Annotated in this window: 11 protein-coding genes; 6 read left to right on the top strand and 5 right to left on the bottom strand. The window is 72.9% G+C overall.

All coding sequences use genetic code 11. The features are described from left to right. Positions 1-16: 16 nt before the first annotated feature. A complete protein-coding gene (locus EDC50_RS06555; protein WP_123769699.1) occupies positions 17-865 on the bottom strand; it encodes an outer membrane protein assembly factor BamD in 849 nt (282 codons plus the stop codon). Between the two features lie 95 nt (positions 866-960). Between EDC50_RS06555 and rluD the strand changes: the two genes are divergently transcribed. The 5 genes from rluD (at position 961) to gloA (ending at position 6,030) form a co-directional block, all read left to right on the top strand. Then, positions 961-1,926 (top strand): 23S rRNA pseudouridine(1911/1915/1917) synthase RluD, encoded by a 966-nt coding sequence (gene rluD / locus EDC50_RS06550; protein WP_425477898.1) that lies wholly within the window; start codon positions 961-963, stop codon positions 1,924-1,926. Positions 1,927-1,929: 3 nt separating this feature from the next. Continuing rightward, positions 1,930-2,709: a peptidoglycan editing factor PgeF gene (gene pgeF / locus EDC50_RS06545; RefSeq protein ID WP_123769697.1), complete on the top strand. Its 780-nt coding sequence runs from the start codon at positions 1,930-1,932 to the stop codon at positions 2,707-2,709. Further along, positions 2,693-3,268, top strand: a complete 576-nt coding sequence (locus EDC50_RS06540; RefSeq protein WP_123769696.1) for a DUF4166 domain-containing protein — start codon at positions 2,693-2,695, stop codon at positions 3,266-3,268. Before pgeF ends, EDC50_RS06540 begins: the two co-directional genes overlap by 17 nt. Positions 3,269-3,835: 567 nt before the next feature. Next, positions 3,836-5,437 carry a SulP family inorganic anion transporter gene (locus EDC50_RS06530; protein WP_123769695.1) on the top strand — a complete coding sequence of 534 codons (1,602 nt, stop codon included), beginning with the start codon at positions 3,836-3,838 and terminating at the stop codon, positions 5,435-5,437. Positions 5,438-5,493: 56 nt separating this feature from the next. After that, entirely contained in the window at positions 5,494-6,030 is a 537-nt protein-coding gene (gene gloA, locus EDC50_RS06525) for a lactoylglutathione lyase (RefSeq protein ID WP_123769694.1), read from the top strand. Between the two features lie 190 nt (positions 6,031-6,220). Here the strand turns inward: gloA and otsA are convergent, their stop codons facing one another. Genes otsA through otsB form a run of 3 tightly spaced genes read right to left on the bottom strand, consistent with a single transcriptional unit; the run spans position 6,221 to position 10,175 of the window. Beyond that, entirely contained in the window at positions 6,221-7,591 is a 1,371-nt protein-coding gene (otsA, locus tag EDC50_RS06520; RefSeq protein ID WP_123769693.1) for an alpha,alpha-trehalose-phosphate synthase (UDP-forming), read from the bottom strand. Between the two features lie 5 nt (positions 7,592-7,596). Beyond that, complete coding sequence (locus EDC50_RS06515) at positions 7,597-9,399, bottom strand: glycoside hydrolase family 15 protein (protein ID WP_123769692.1); 1,803 nt, start codon at positions 9,397-9,399, stop codon at positions 7,597-7,599. After that, a complete protein-coding gene (otsB, locus tag EDC50_RS06510; RefSeq protein WP_123769691.1) occupies positions 9,396-10,175 on the bottom strand; it encodes a trehalose-phosphatase in 780 nt (259 codons plus the stop codon). The genes EDC50_RS06515 and otsB overlap by 4 nt, the downstream gene beginning before the upstream one ends. 262 nt (positions 10,176-10,437) lie before the next feature. On the opposite strand from otsB, the gene clpB reads away from it, so the two are divergent. After that, entirely contained in the window at positions 10,438-13,023 is a 2,586-nt protein-coding gene (gene clpB, locus EDC50_RS06505; protein ID WP_123769690.1) for an ATP-dependent chaperone ClpB, read from the top strand. 130 nt (positions 13,024-13,153) lie between these two features. On the opposite strand, the gene EDC50_RS06500 is transcribed toward clpB, so the two are convergent. Further along, positions 13,154-13,795: a DUF480 domain-containing protein gene (locus EDC50_RS06500; RefSeq protein WP_123769689.1), complete on the bottom strand. Its 642-nt coding sequence runs from the start codon at positions 13,793-13,795 to the stop codon at positions 13,154-13,156. Between the last annotated feature and the right edge of the window lie 7 nt (positions 13,796-13,802).

Here is a 13,802-nt window from a genome sequence, read left to right as displayed (position 1 = left end):
CGTTCCCGGGCCGGCGTCAATCGTTGTCCAGCGCCGACTTCTCGCCCGCGAACGGATTGAGCTTGCGCCAGTTGTTCGGGTAGTCCGGCCATTCGCCCTTCAGGTAGGGATGCGCCGGATCGTTGAGCTCGAGCACGCGGCGCGCGTCGTCGGCCAGGGCCTTGTTGCCCAGCCCGGTGTAGGCCAGCGCCAGCGTGGCCACGGCGTCGTTCTGGTACTTGCTCTGCGGGTAGGTCTCGAGCAGGTACTTGGCGCGGTCGGCGGCGGCGACGTAGGCGGTGCGGCGCAGGTAGTACAGGGCGGTGTCCAGCTCGTGGCGGGCGAACAGGTCGCGCAGGGCGCGCATGCGCGCGCGCGCGTCCTCGGCGTAGCGGCTGTTCGGGTAGCGCTCGGCGACGATCGAGAAGTCGTTGAACGCCTGCTGCGGCGTGGACAGGTCGCGGCGGCTCGCGTCCAGGCGCCAGACGCGCTGCAGGAACACCGTGTCGCGGCTGGAGTTGACCAGGCCGCGCAGGTAGTACAGGTAGGCGATGTTCTTGTGCGTCGGATAGGTGCGGATGAAGCGGTCGATGCTGCTGATCGCGTCGTCGTGCTTGCCCGACTTGTACTGCGCGTAGGCGGTCTCGATCAGCGCCTGCTCGGTGTAGGGGCCGTACGGATACTGCGCCACCAGCCGCCGGAAGGTGGTCTCGGCCGCGGCCCAGTTGCCGTTGGTCATCGACTTGTGCGCCTTCTCGTACAGCTGTTCGACCGGCTGGCCCTCGTCGGCGTCCTTGTCCTTGGAGAAGCGGCTGCAGCCGGCGCCGGCGAGCAGGGCGAGCGACAGCAGGAGCAGCAGGCGCAACGGGACGGAGCGTAGGGTCATGGCAGGTGCGACGGGCGCCGGGGAGACGAAGCGCGGATAATAACAGCCCGCCGGCAGCCCGCCTGCCTCGCCCCTGAACCGCAGCTGGAATGCCGATGTCCGCCGAACCCCTGCACGCCGTCGTCCCCGAACGCTACGCCGGGCGCCGCTTCGACGCGGTCCTGGCCGAGCTGTTCCCGGACTATTCGCGCTCGCGCCTGGCGGCGTGGATCAAGTCCGGCGACGCCCGCCTCGACGGCCGCGAAGCGCGCCCGCGCGATCCGGTGCGCGGCGGCGAGACCGTCACCCTGAACGCGGTGCAGGAGGTCCGGACCCACTCCGAACCGGAGGACATCGCCCTCGAGGTGCTGTACGAGGACGAGCACGTGTTCGTGATCGACAAGCCGGCGGGCCTGGTGGTGCATCCCGGCGCCGGCAATCCCGCGGGCACCCTGGTCAACGCGCTGCTGCACCGCGATCCGGCGCTGAACACCCTGCCGCGCGCCGGCATCGTCCACCGCCTGGACAAGGACACCTCCGGCGTGATGGTGGTGGCGCGCACGCTGCAGGCGCATACCGCGCTGGTCGAGCAGCTGTCGGCGCGGCGGGTGCACCGGCAGTACCTGGCGGTGGTGGTCGGCGCGCTGGTGTCCGGCGGCACCGCGGACGCGCCGATCGACCGCCATCCACGCGACCGCCTGCGCATGGCGGTACGCGACGACGGCCGCGAGGCGGTCACCCATTTCCGCCTGCGCGAGCGCTTCCGCGCCCACACCCTGCTCGAATGCCGGCTGGAGACCGGGCGCACCCACCAGATCCGCGTGCACATGGCGCACCTGAAGCATCCGATCGTCGGCGACCCGCTGTACGGCGGGTCGCTGAAGCTGCCCAGGGGCGCGACCGAGGAACTGGTCGCGGCGCTGCGCGGCTTCAAGCGCCAGGCGCTGCACGCGGAAGTGCTGGAGTTCGCCCACCCGGTCACCGGCGCGCCGGTGCGCTGCAGCGCGCCGATGCCGGCGGACCTGCGCGCGCTGGTGCAGGCGCTGCGCGGCGACGCCGCGGCGGCGGACCGGGAGCGCTGAGCGATGCCGGCCTGGCGGCTCGATGCGGACTGGCCGGCGCCGGCCGCGGTACGCGCGTTCACCACGTTGCGGCGCGGGCTGGGCGTGTCGGCGCCGCCGTTCGACGAACTCAACCTCGGCCTGCGTGCCGGCGATTCGGCCGAGGCGGTGCTGCGCAATCGCGCCCTGCTCGCCGAGCAGGCGCGATTGCCGGCGCCGCCGCGCTGGCTGCGGCAGGTGCACGGGACCGCGGTGCTGCGGTTCGACGACCGGGCAACGGCCGACGAACCCGAGGCGGACGCCGCGGTGACTTCGACGCCCGGCGTCGTGCTGGCGATCCTCACCGCCGACTGCCTGCCGGTGCTGTTCTGCGCCGACGACGGCAGCGAAGTCGGCGCGGCGCATGCGGGCTGGCGCGGGCTGGCCGCGGGCGTGCTGGAGCGCACGGTCGCGGCGCTGCGCACGGCGCCGCCGCGGCTGCGGGCCTGGCTCGGCCCCGCGGCCGGGCCGCAGCGTTACGAGATCGGCGAGGAGGTCTACCACGCCTTCGTCGGGCGCGACGCCGCTGCGGCCGCGGCGTTCGTGCCGACCCGGCCGGGCCACTGGCGCGTCGATCTGTACGCGCTGGCGCGGCGGCGCCTGGCCGCGGCCGGGCTCGCGCCGCAGCGCATCCACGGCGGCGGCCTGTGCACGATCGGCGACCCGCAGCGCTTCCATTCGCATCGCCGCGATGGCCGCGGCGGGCGCATGGCCACGCTGGTCTGGATCGCGCCGGACGGCGCGGTCGATGCAGGACGCGGCTGATCTCGCCGCGAACGCGCGCCGCAACGCCACGCCGGCGGCGGCGCCCCTGTTCCGCCGCCTGCTCGGCGCCGACTTCGAGCGCCTCGCGCCGCGGGTACGCGCCCTGCATGCGCGCGATGGCGGCGGGAACCACCAAGGCGCGGCCACGGTCGAGTGCGGCCGCCACTGGCTGGCCCGGCTGTGCGCGCGGGCGGCGCGTTTGCCGCCGGCGATGCATGGGCCGATCGCGGTGGAGATCGCCGTCGACGCGCGCGGCGAGCGCTGGACCCGCCGGTTCGGCCGGCACGCGATGCGCTCGCGCCTGTGGGCGCGCGACGGGCTGCTGTGCGAACGCCTGGGCCTGGCGACGTTCGGGTTCCGCATCGGCGTGGAGGGCGGCGCGATCGCCTGGCGGGTGGCGCGGGTGCGCGCGCTCGGCGTGCCGCTGCCGCCGCGCTGGTTCGCCGGGGTGCGGGCGCGCGAAGCCGAGCGCGACGGCCGCTATCGCTTCGAGGTCGAGGCGCGCCTGCCGCGGGTCGGCCTGCTCGTCCGCTATCGCGGGTGGCTGGATGTCGACTGAGCGACGAAGACGCGGCGATCGTGGTGTTCGGCGGCGCCGGCGTGTTGTGCAGCGGCCGGGTGCGGTTCCCGCCGCGGCGCGACCGCGGTGTGCGCGTCCGCTTCGCGGCGATGCAGGGGCGAGCGGGGGCCGGCGGCGGCGGGCGCAGGGTCCGGTGGCGACGACCCGTTCCCGCGCCCCGGGGAGCGCCGCGCCGACACCGGCAGCGAGGCGGTCGCGCGGGCGCTCCCCGGCCCCGGTGGACCCTGGCGGCGGCATGGCGGCGCGCCTGTCCGTGCGCTTGGCGCGATCGCGCCCACCGCGGGCTCGCCCGCAATCGCGATCGCGGGTCCGGCCGGCGCCCGCGCGGCCTGCCGCCGGAGCCGGCCGGCGCCGGGCGGTTGCTGCGGTAGGCGCGCGTCTTGCGCGGGCGCGGGCGAGTGCGCGCCCGCAGCGGTTTGCCGCGGCGCGCGGCAAGCGCAGGCGCGGAAGCCTCCGGCGATGCGCTCCCAGCGTTTCACGTACGGACCTGCGCGGCGGCGGCGGCTTCGCTACGATCCGCCCGACTTCCCTCCCGAGCCGCATCCGATGCCGCCCTCCCATCCGCGCCGCTGGTTCGTCGCCGGCGACCTCAACGGTTTCTTCGGCCTGGTGGTCGACAACCTGTCGATCCTCGGCTTCATCGCCGCTGCGCTGGTCGGCATCTTCGGCTTTCCCGCCGAAGTGGTGTTCGCGCGCATGTTTCCCGGCACCGCGCTGGGCGTGCTGGTCGGCAACCTGATCTACACCGCGATGGCGCGCCGGCTGGCCGCGCGCAGCGGGCGCGACGACGTCACCGCGATGCCGCTGGGCCTGGATGCGCCGACCAGCATCGGCATGGCGCTGCTGGTGCTGGGGCCGGCGTTCGTCGCCTACAAGGCCGAAGGCATGGACCCGCAGGCGGCGGCGTTGGCGACCTGGAAGCTGGGCATGGCCTCGCTGGTGGTGATGGGCACGCTGAAGCTGGTGCTGTCGTTCTTCGGCGACGCGATCACCCGCGCGGTGCCGCGCGCGGCGCTGCTCGGCTCGATCGGCGGCGCGGCGCTGGCGCTGCTGGGTTTCCTGCCGCTGATCGAGACCCTGCGCTCGCCGGTGGTCGGCTTCGTCACGTTCGGCCTGCTGCTGTACGTGCTGGTGGCGAAGGGCCGGCTGCCGGTGCGCCTGCCGGGCGTGCTGCTGGCCTTCATCGTCGGCACCGCGCTGTACTACGGCCTGGGCCTGGCCGGCGTGGGCGCGCCCGGCTTCAAGGTGCCCGAGCCGGTGCCGCTGCGCCTGACCTGGCCGTGGCCGACGCTCGGTTTCGTCGACGGGCTGGCGGACACCGTGCCGTACCTGCCGCTGCTGCTGCCGTTCGGCCTGCTGATGGTGGTGGGCGGCATCAACGTCAGCGAGAGCGCGCGCGCCGCCGGCGACGACTACCGCACCCGCGACGTCCTGCTGGCCGAAGCGGTCTCGACCCTGGTGGCTGGTTTCTGCGGCGGCGTGGCGCAGACCACGCCGTACATCGGCCAGCCGGCGTACAAGCACATGGGCGCGCGCCAGGGCTACACCCTGTTGACCGGGTTGTTCATCGGCCTGGGCGGGATGCTCGGCTACGTGTCGGGGCTGGTGCAGTGGCTGCCGGTGGCGGTGCTGGCGCCGATCATCGTCTACGTCGGCATGGACATCACCCTGCAGGCTTTCCACGACAGCCCGCGCCGGCACGCGCCGGCGGTGGCGCTGGCGTTCCTGCCGTCGATCGCCTACCTGCTGGTGATCAAGCTCGGCAACCCGGCGTGGATCGAGCCGGCGCGCTTCGCCGCGCTGTACAACGGCGTGGAAGGCCACGGCCTGCCGGACCTGGCCACCATCGTGACGCTCGGCAACGGCTTCATCATCACCGCGATGATCTGGTCGAGCGCGCTGGTGGCGATGATCGAGCAGCGCTACCGCCGCGCGGCGCTGGCGCTGCTGGTCGGCGCGGCGCTGACCCTGTTCGGCTTCATCCACTCGGTCGATCCGCGCGGCGGCGTGTACCTGCCGTGGACGCTGCAGGGGCTGCCGCGGACGATCGCCTGGCAGTTCGCCGGCGCCTACGTCGCGCTGGCCGCGTTGCTGACGCTGCTGTCGCTGCAGCGTCCGGCCTCCGCCATCGACGGGCGCGCGCCTTGAACCGCACGCGGCCGGACCGCACCTAGAATGTCCGCCCCCACGACGCGAGACGCACGATGTCCCTGCAAGAACAGCTCGACGCCCTGCCCGGCGTGACCGCCCAGTCGCGCCGCGACCCGGCCACCCGCGGCTTCGTGTTCAACCACACCATGCTGCGGGTCAAGGACCCGCAGAGGTCCCTGGACTTCTACACCCGCGTACTCGGCTTCACCCTGGTGCGCAAGCGCGACTTCCCCGACGCGCAGTTCAGCCTGTACTTCCTCGCGCTGGTCGACGACCCGGCGCAGATCCCGGCCGATGAGCCCGCGCGCGGCGAGTGGCTGCTGGGCCGTCCCGGCGTGCTGGAGCTGACCCACAACCACGGCACCGAGAACGATCCGGCCTTCGCCTACCACCACGGCAACAGCGAGCCGCGCGGCTTCGGCCACATCTGCGTGTCGGTGCCGGACGTGGAGGCGGCCTGCGCGCGCTTCGAGCAGCTCGGCGTTCCGTTCCAGAAGCGCCTGTCCGATGGCCGGATGAAGGACATCGCCTTCATCAAGGACCCGGACGGCTACTGGGTCGAGATCCTGCAGCCGACGGCGCGGGTCTGAGGCGGGGCAGCCTCGCCCGATCCCTCTCCCGCACGCGGGAGAGGGACTTCGACGCCGCGCTTGGGCCGATCGCAGGCAATGGGCTTCGACGCGGCGCGCTTTGGCCCTTCCCGACGCTGAACTCCGAAGCCGCGTCAGGGCCCCTCTCCCGCGCGCGAGGGTTGGGGCGAGGGCCTGGACGTCGAAGCCGTCAGCCCGCGCGCAACGCGGCCAGGAAGCTGCGCCGCCAGGCGGTGATGTCGTGCTCGCGCAGGTGGTCCATCATCGCCTGCCAGCGCGCCTGGCGTTCGGACAGCGGCATCTCCATCGCCGCGGCGATCGCGTCGGCCACGCCGTCCAGGTCGTAGGGGTTGACCAGCAGCGCGCCGCGGCCGAGTTCGCGCGCCGCGCCGGCGAAGCTGGACAGCACCAGCACGCCCGGGTCGTCCGGGTCCTGCGCGGCGACGAATTCCTTGGCCACCAGGTTCATGCCGTCGCGCAACGGCGTCACCAGCCCGACCCGCGCCAGCCGGTAGAAGCCCATCAGCGAGGCGTGCGGGTAGTTGCGGTTGACGTAGCGCACCGGGGTCCAGTCCGGTTCGGCATGGCTGCCGTTGATGTGGCCGGCGAGCTGCTCCAGCTCGCCGCGCAGTTGCTGGTACTCCGCGACCTCGCCGCGGGAGACCGGCGCGATCTGCAGGTAGGTCAGCTTGCCGCGGTGCTCGGGGTGGCGCTGCAGGAAGCGGCCGAACGCGCGGAAGCGCTCCGGCAGGCCCTTGGAGTAGTCGAGCCGGTCCACGCCGATCGCCAGCGCGCGCCCGGACAGGCTGGTCGCCAGGCGCTTGACGCTGGCCTTGCCGACCGCCGCCGTCGCGAGCGAGGCGACGTAGCCGGTGTCGATGCTGATCGGGAACGCGCCCGCGCGCAGGCGCCGGCCGCGCTCGGTCTCGAGCACCCCGTGCGCGATCACCCGGCCGCGGCCGAACAGGCGCACGTAGTCCTGGAACCGTTCCAGGTCGCGCTCGGTCTGGAAGCCGATCAGGTCGTAGGAGGACAGGCCCTCGAACAGGCGCTGGTGCTGCGGCAGCGCCGCCAGCAGGTCCGACGACGGCATCGGCACGTGCAGGAAGAAGCCCAGCCTGCAGCGCACGCCCAGTTCGCGCAGCAGCTTGGCCATCGGGATCATGTGGTAGTCGTGGATCCAGACGATGTCGTCGTCGCGCAGCAGCGGCGCCAGCTTCTCGGCGAACAGCGCGTTGACCCGGCGGTAGGCGGCGTAGGTCTCGCGGCTGTAGTCGACCAGGTCGACGCGGAAGTGCAGCAGCGGCCACAGCGTGCGATTGGCGAAGCCGTTGTAGTAGTCGTCGTGGTCGCGCTTGGACAGGTCCACGGTGACGAAGCGGATGCGGCCGTGCTCGCGCTCGTGCATGCGGCCGGATTCCTGCGGGTCGATCTTGCCGCTCCAGCCGAACCACAGCCCGCCGGTTTCCTCGAGCGCGGCCAGCAGCGCCACCGCGAGCCCGCCCGCGCTGGCGGCGCCCGGCAGGGCGACGCGGTTGGAGACGACGACCAGCCTGCCCATCGCCGTCACGCCGCGTCCTGCCAGGGCCGCGACAACCGCATCGCGGCGTTGATCAGGCCGACGTGCGAGTAGGTCTGCGGGAAGTTGCCCCAGGCCTCGCCGCCGCCGAACTCCAGGTCTTCCGACAGCAGGCCCAGCGGGTTGCGCCGCGCGAGGATGCGCTCGAACAGGATCCGCGCCTCCTCGCGCCGGCCGATGGTCGCCAGCGCGTCGATGTACCAGAACGTGCAGATGGTGAAGCTGGTCTCCGGGGAGCCGAAGTCGTCCGGGGCGACATAGCGGAACAGCGCGTCGCCGCGGCGCAGGTGCTCGCCGATCGCCTCCACCGTGCGCACGAAGCGCGGATCCTCGGGCTTGACGAAGCCCAGGTCGGCGAGCAGCAGCAGCGAGGCGTCGAGCCGGTTGCCGTCCAGCGCCTCGACGAAGTGGCCGAGCTCCTCGTTGTAGGCCTGCGCGACGATGCGCGCGTGGATCAGGTCGGCGCGCTGGCGCCAGTACCTGACCCGCTCCGGCAGGTTCAGGTGCACGGCGATGCGCGCCAGGCGGTCGCACGCGGCCCAGCACATCACGCTGGAATAGGTGTGCACCTCGGCGCGGCCGCGGAATTCCCACAGGCCCGCGTCCGGCTGGTCGTGCAGGGCGAACGCGCGCTCGCCCAGCGGCTCGATCCGGGCGAAGGTGGTGGCGTCGCCCATCCGGGTCAGGCGCTGGTCGAAGAACAGCTGGGTCGAGGCCAGCACCACGCTGCCGTAGACGTCGTGCTGGCGCTGCAGCCAGGCGAGGTTGCCGCGCCGGACCGGGCCCATGCCGCGATAGCCCGCCAGCGAGTCGACCTGTTCCTCGGCCAGTTCGCGCTCGAACCCGATGCCGTACAGCGGCTGCAGGGTGCCGTCGGGCGGAGCGACGTTGGCGACGTAGCGCAGGTAGTCCTCCATGCTGCGGGTGGCGCCGAGGCGGTTGAACGCGCGCACCACGAACGCGGCGTCGCGCAGCCAGCAGTAGCGGTAGTCCCAGTTGCGCACCGTGTTCGGCGCTTCCGGGATCGAGGTGGTCATCGCCGCGACGATCGCGCCGGTTTCCTCGTACTGGCAGAGCTTGAGGGTGATCGCGCTGCGGATCACCGCGTCCTGCCACTCCAGCGGGATCGACAGGTAGCGCACCCATTCGCGCCAGTAGGCGACGGTCTTCTCCTCGGCGTGGCGGACGAAGGCGTCGACCGGCTGGGTCAGGGTTTCGTCCGGGCCCAGCACCAGGTGCAGCTCGCGGTCGAGCACGAACGGCAGCGCGTCGCGCACCAGCCGCACCGGGACGTCGCCGGTCAGGCGCAGGGTGAAGCCGGGGACGAGGTAGCGGATGTGGTTGCTGCCCCAGGTGCTTTCCGGCCGGGTCGCGCCGTAGTCGGCGAGCGGCCTCAGGCGGATGCGGATGCGCGGCAGCCCGGACAGCGGGCGGATCCGGCGCATCAGCATGACCGGCCGGTAGAAGCGCTCGTTCTGGTGCCAGCGCGGGCAGAAGTCGACGATCTCCAGCGAGCCGCCGTGCGCGTCCCGCAGCACCGTGCGCAGCACCGCGGTGTTGGTGAGGTAGTGCTGTTCGCTGGAGACCAGGTCCTCCAGCTCGATCGCGAAGTCGCCGCCCTCGTGCACGCGCGGCGACAGCAGCGCGCAGAACGTGGGATCGCCGTCGAACGCCGGCACGCAGCTCCACACCACGCGGGCGTTGCCGTCGATCAGCGCGGCGAAGCTGCCGTTGCCGACGATGCCCAGGTCCAGGCTGGTCGGCAGGTCCGGCGGCGCCCGCCAGGTCATCGCGCCACCTCCGCTTCCGCGAGGGCGGCCCGTCCCAGCCACGCCATCACCTCGGCGGGGCCGCGCAAGCCGTAGCGCGCCGAGGTCGGGCGGCGCTCGCCGACGACGATCGCGCTGCCGCCGTGCGCGGCCGCGGCGATGAAGCCGTGCTCGTCGGTGAGATCGTCGCCGACGAACACCGGCGTGCGGCCTTGGAACGGCGGCGTGGCCATCAGCAGATCGACCGCGGTGCCCTTGTGCGCGCCGCCGGGCCGCAGTTCCACCACGTCCTTGCCGGGTTGCAGGAAATAGCCCGGCAGGCGCGGCAGCACCGACTCGGCGTACTGGCGCAGCGCGTCCTCGGCTCCGGCACCTTCGCCCGCGGCGCGCCAGTGGAACGCCAGCGCGGTGCCCTTGTCCTCGATCAACGAGCCGGGAAAGCGCGCGGCGAGCGCGCGCGCGCCCGCCAGCACGGCGGCCAGCTCCGGCGGCGCGTCGTCCGCCAGGCTGGCCTGCTCGCGGCCGCGCACCTGCAGCCCGTGCAGCCCGGCGGCGGGCAGGCGCAGCGGCGCGAACAGCGTATCGAGCTGCGCCAGCGGACGGCCGCTGATCAGCGCCAGCGCGCCGCCGAGGCGTTCGTGCACCGCCTGCAAGCTGTCGATCAGCCCGGGCGGCACGCGGACCAGGTCGGGACGGTCCGCGAGTTCGAGCAGGGTGCCGTCCACGTCGAGGAACAACGCCACGTCGCCGCCCAGCGGCGGCGGAGGCGGAAGCGGGAGAGCGTCGACTGCGGTCATAAGAGTCCGGAGTTTTAACAGATCGATGTAAGCGATTCGTCGACGCGGGCCGAAGCGCGCCGCTGCGTATGGCCGACCCGTGGCCGGCGCAAGGGGCAGGGCGGTGGCGCCGGAGCGGCATCGCGCCGGCCCCCGCTTCAAGCGCGGTCGCCCGGGGGCGGGGCCCGTTCGCCGCACGATGCGCGCTTGAATCCAGGCCCGCGCAGCCGCATCTGAGGGGCATCGGCGGCCCGGCCGCCCCGAACGCACCCGAGGTCCGCCCATGCGAATGGACAAGCTCACCTCGCGCTTCCAGCAGGCGATCGCCGACGCGCAATCGCTGGCGTTGGGGCGCGACCACAACGTGATCGAACCGGTACACCTGCTGACCGCGCTGCTCGACCAGAGCGGCGGCGGCACGCGGCCGCTGCTGGCCCAGGCCGGGGTCAACGTGCCGCTGCTGCGCGAGCGGCTCGGCGAGGCGCTGGAGCGCCTGCCCAAGGTCACCGGCCAGGCCGGCAGCATCAGCGTGGGCAACGACCTGGCGCGGCTGCTCAACGTCACCGACAAGCTCGCGCAGCAGCGCGGCGACGCCTTCATCGCCAGCGAACTGTTCCTGCTCGCCGCGCTCGACGACGGCGGCGAGGCCGGCCGCGCGCTCAAGGCGGCCGGCGCCGACAAGCGCCGGCTGGAGGCGGCGATCGACAAGGTGCGCGGCGGCGAAAGCGTCCAGTCCGAAGGCGCCGAGGACCAGCGCCAGGCGCTGGAGAAGTACACCATCGACCTGACCGCGCGCGCCGAGAGCGGCAAGCTCGACCCGGTGATCGGCCGCGACGAGGAGATCCGCCGTACCGTGCAGGTGCTGCAGCGGCGGACCAAGAACAACCCGGTGCTGATCGGCGAGCCCGGCGTCGGCAAGACCGCGATCGTCGAAGGCCTGGCCCAGCGCATCGTCAACGGCGAGGTGCCGGAGGGCCTGCGCGGCAAGCGCGTGCTCGCGCTCGACATGGGCGCGCTGATCGCCGGCGCCAAGTTCCGCGGCGAGTTCGAGGAGCGGCTGAAGGCGGTGCTGAGCGACCTGGCCAAGAACGAGGGCCAGATCATCCTGTTCATCGACGAGCTGCACACGATGGTCGGCGCCGGCAAGGCCGAGGGCGCGATGGACGCCGGCAACATGCTCAAGCCCGCGCTCGCCCGCGGCGAGCTGCACTGCATCGGCGCGACCACGCTCGACGAGTACCGCCAGTACGTGGAGAAGGACGCCGCGCTGGAGCGGCGCTTCCAGAAGGTGTTCGTCGGCGAGCCCAGCGTGGAGGACACCATCGCGATCCTGCGCGGGCTGAAGGAGCGCTACGCGGTGCACCACGGCGTGGAGATCACCGACCCGGCGATCGTCGCCGCGGCCACGCTCTCGCACCGCTACATCGCCGACCGCCAGCTGCCGGACAAGGCCATCGACCTGATGGACGAGGCCGCCAGCCGCATCCGCATGGAGATCGACTCCAAGCCGGAGGAGCTCGACCGCAAGGAACGCCGGCTGATCCAGCTGAAGATCCAGCGCGAGGCGCTGAAGAAGGAGAAGGACGAGGCGAGCAGGCAGCGCCTGGCCGACCTGGAGGACGAGATCGCCCGGCTCGAGCGCGAGTACAACGACCTGGAAGAGATCTGGAAGGCCGAGAAGGCGACCCTGCACGGCGCGACCCGGATCAAGGAGCAGATCGAGCAGGCCAAGCTCGAGCTGGAGGCGGCGCAGCGGCGCCAGGACTACGCCCGGATGAGCGAGATCCAGTACGGGCGCGTCCCCGAGCTGGAGAAGCAGCTCGCCGCCGCGCAGGAGGCCGAGCAGCGCGGCTTCAAGCTGCTGCAGGACAAGGTCACCGCCGAGGAGATCGCCGAGGTGGTCTCGCGCTGGACCGGCATCCCGGTCAGCAAGATGCTCGAAGGCGAGCGCGAGAAGCTGCTGCGCATGGAGGAGGAGCTGCACAAGCGCGTGGTCGGCCAGGACGAGGCGATCCGCGCGGTGTCCGATGCGGTGCGGCGCTCGCGCGCCGGCCTGTCGGATCCGAACCGGCCCAACGGCTCGTTCCTGTTCCTCGGCCCCACCGGCGTCGGCAAGACCGAGCTGTGCAAGGCGCTGGCCGAGTTCCTGTTCGACTCGTCCGACGCGATGGTGCGCATCGACATGAGCGAGTTCATGGAGAAGCACAGCGTCGCGCGTCTGATCGGCGCGCCGCCGGGCTATGTCGGCTACGAGGAGGGCGGCTACCTGACCGAGGCGGTGCGCAGGCGGCCCTACAGCGTGATCCTGCTCGACGAGGTGGAGAAGGCGCATCCGGACGTGTTCAACGTGCTGCTGCAGGTGCTCGACGACGGCCGCCTGACCGACGGCCAGGGCCGCACGGTCGATTTCCGCAACACGGTGATCGCGATGACCTCCAACCTCGGCTCGCACCAGATCCAGGAGATGGCGGGCGACGGCTCGCCGGAGGCCTACCTGCAGATGAAGGCCGCGGTGATGGGCGTGGTGCAGGCGCACTTCCGCCCGGAGTTCATCAACCGCCTCGACGACATCGTCGTGTTCCATCCGCTGGACAAGGCGCAGATCCGCGAGATCGCGCGCATCCAGATCCGCGGCCTGGAACGGCGCCTCGCCGACCGCGGGCTCAGGCTGGCGCTGTCCGACGACGCGCTGGCGCTGCTCGGCAACGTCGGCTTCGATCCGGTCTACGGCGCCCGCCCGCTGAAGCGCGCGATCCAGCAGCAGCTGGAGAACCCGCTGGCCTCGCGCATCCTCGCCGGCGAGTTCGCCGCGGGCGATGGCGTGCGGGTCGAGGCCCAGGGCGGGCAGCTGGTGTTCCGCAAGGGCTAGGTCCCGGCGCGCCTTCTGCTTCGCGGAGGCGCGATGGCGGTCGGCGCGGCGGCGCGCCGCCGGGTCGGGTTTCGCCGGGCGTCGCCTTCCCGCGGGGCCGTCGCGCCACGCAGGGCGGGCGGCGCGGGCCTTATCCGGCGCCGGCGCCGTCCAGGCGCGTCTCCAACGCGGCGATGCGCGTCTCCAGCGCCGCCACGCGCGCTTCCAGCGCCGCGGCGGCGGTGGCGCCCGCCGCGGGCGCCGCCGCTTCCGGCAGTTCCGGTTCGCCGCACAGCAGCTGCGCGTGGCGCTCCTCGCGCTGGCCGCTCTGCCGCGGCAGCGCGCGCACCAGCGGCGGCTCGCGCCGCGCCAGCCGTTCCAGCGCGTACTGCACGTCCTCGGCGCCGTCGAAGCGAGCCAGGCGCTCGCTGCGCGCGAGCAGCTCGTGCACGGTCTGCGGGCCGCGCAGCATCAGCAAAGCCAGCAGCGCTGCCTGCGCCCGGGTCAGGCCGAGCCGGGCCTCGAGCCGGTGCTCGTAGCGGTCGGCGCGGCCGCCGTGCTGCGCCTTGACCCAGCCGCGCGCTTCCAGCCGGCGCAGGGCGTTGCCCACCTCGCCGGGCTCCAGCTGCATGATCGGCTCGCGCGAGGTCTTCTGGTTGCAGGCCAGCACCACCGCGTTGAGCGTCAGCGGGTAGGCGTCGGGCGTGGTCGCTTCCTTCTCGACCAGGCTGCCGAGGATGCGGGCCTCGATCGGATCGAGCGGCGGCGCGGTGGCGTCTTCGGTGGCGTTCATGGCGGCG

Source organism: Vulcaniibacterium tengchongense (assembly GCF_003814555.1).
Classification (GTDB): Bacteria; Pseudomonadota; Gammaproteobacteria; order Xanthomonadales; family Xanthomonadaceae; genus Vulcaniibacterium; species Vulcaniibacterium tengchongense.
The sequence above is the reverse complement of the archived record's forward strand: the minus strand, read 5'-3'. Positions and strand labels throughout refer to the sequence as shown.

What these genes read in the sequence shown, in the direction of transcription:
- rluD (WP_425477898.1), top strand. Translation starts at nt 961, where the DNA reads ATGTCCGCCGAACCCCTGCACGCCGTCGTCCCCGAACGCTACGCCGGG.
- EDC50_RS06530 (WP_123769695.1), top strand. Translation starts at nt 3,836, where the DNA reads ATGCCGCCCTCCCATCCGCGCCGCTGGTTCGTCGCCGGCGACCTCAAC.
- otsB (WP_123769691.1), bottom strand. Translation starts at nt 10,175, where the DNA reads ATGACCGCAGTCGACGCTCTCCCGCTTCCGCCTCCGCCGCCGCTGGGC.
- EDC50_RS06555 (WP_123769699.1), bottom strand. Translation starts at nt 865, where the DNA reads ATGACCCTACGCTCCGTCCCGTTGCGCCTGCTGCTCCTGCTGTCGCTC.
- EDC50_RS06540 (WP_123769696.1), top strand. Translation starts at nt 2,693, where the DNA reads ATGCAGGACGCGGCTGATCTCGCCGCGAACGCGCGCCGCAACGCCACG.
- gloA (WP_123769694.1), top strand. Translation starts at nt 5,494, where the DNA reads ATGTCCCTGCAAGAACAGCTCGACGCCCTGCCCGGCGTGACCGCCCAG.
- EDC50_RS06500 (WP_123769689.1), bottom strand. Translation starts at nt 13,795, where the DNA reads ATGAACGCCACCGAAGACGCCACCGCGCCGCCGCTCGATCCGATCGAG.
- EDC50_RS06515 (WP_123769692.1), bottom strand. Translation starts at nt 9,399, where the DNA reads ATGACCTGGCGGGCGCCGCCGGACCTGCCGACCAGCCTGGACCTGGGC.
- pgeF (WP_123769697.1), top strand. Translation starts at nt 1,930, where the DNA reads ATGCCGGCCTGGCGGCTCGATGCGGACTGGCCGGCGCCGGCCGCGGTA.
- otsA (WP_123769693.1), bottom strand. Translation starts at nt 7,591, where the DNA reads ATGGGCAGGCTGGTCGTCGTCTCCAACCGCGTCGCCCTGCCGGGCGCC.
- clpB (WP_123769690.1), top strand. Translation starts at nt 10,438, where the DNA reads ATGCGAATGGACAAGCTCACCTCGCGCTTCCAGCAGGCGATCGCCGAC.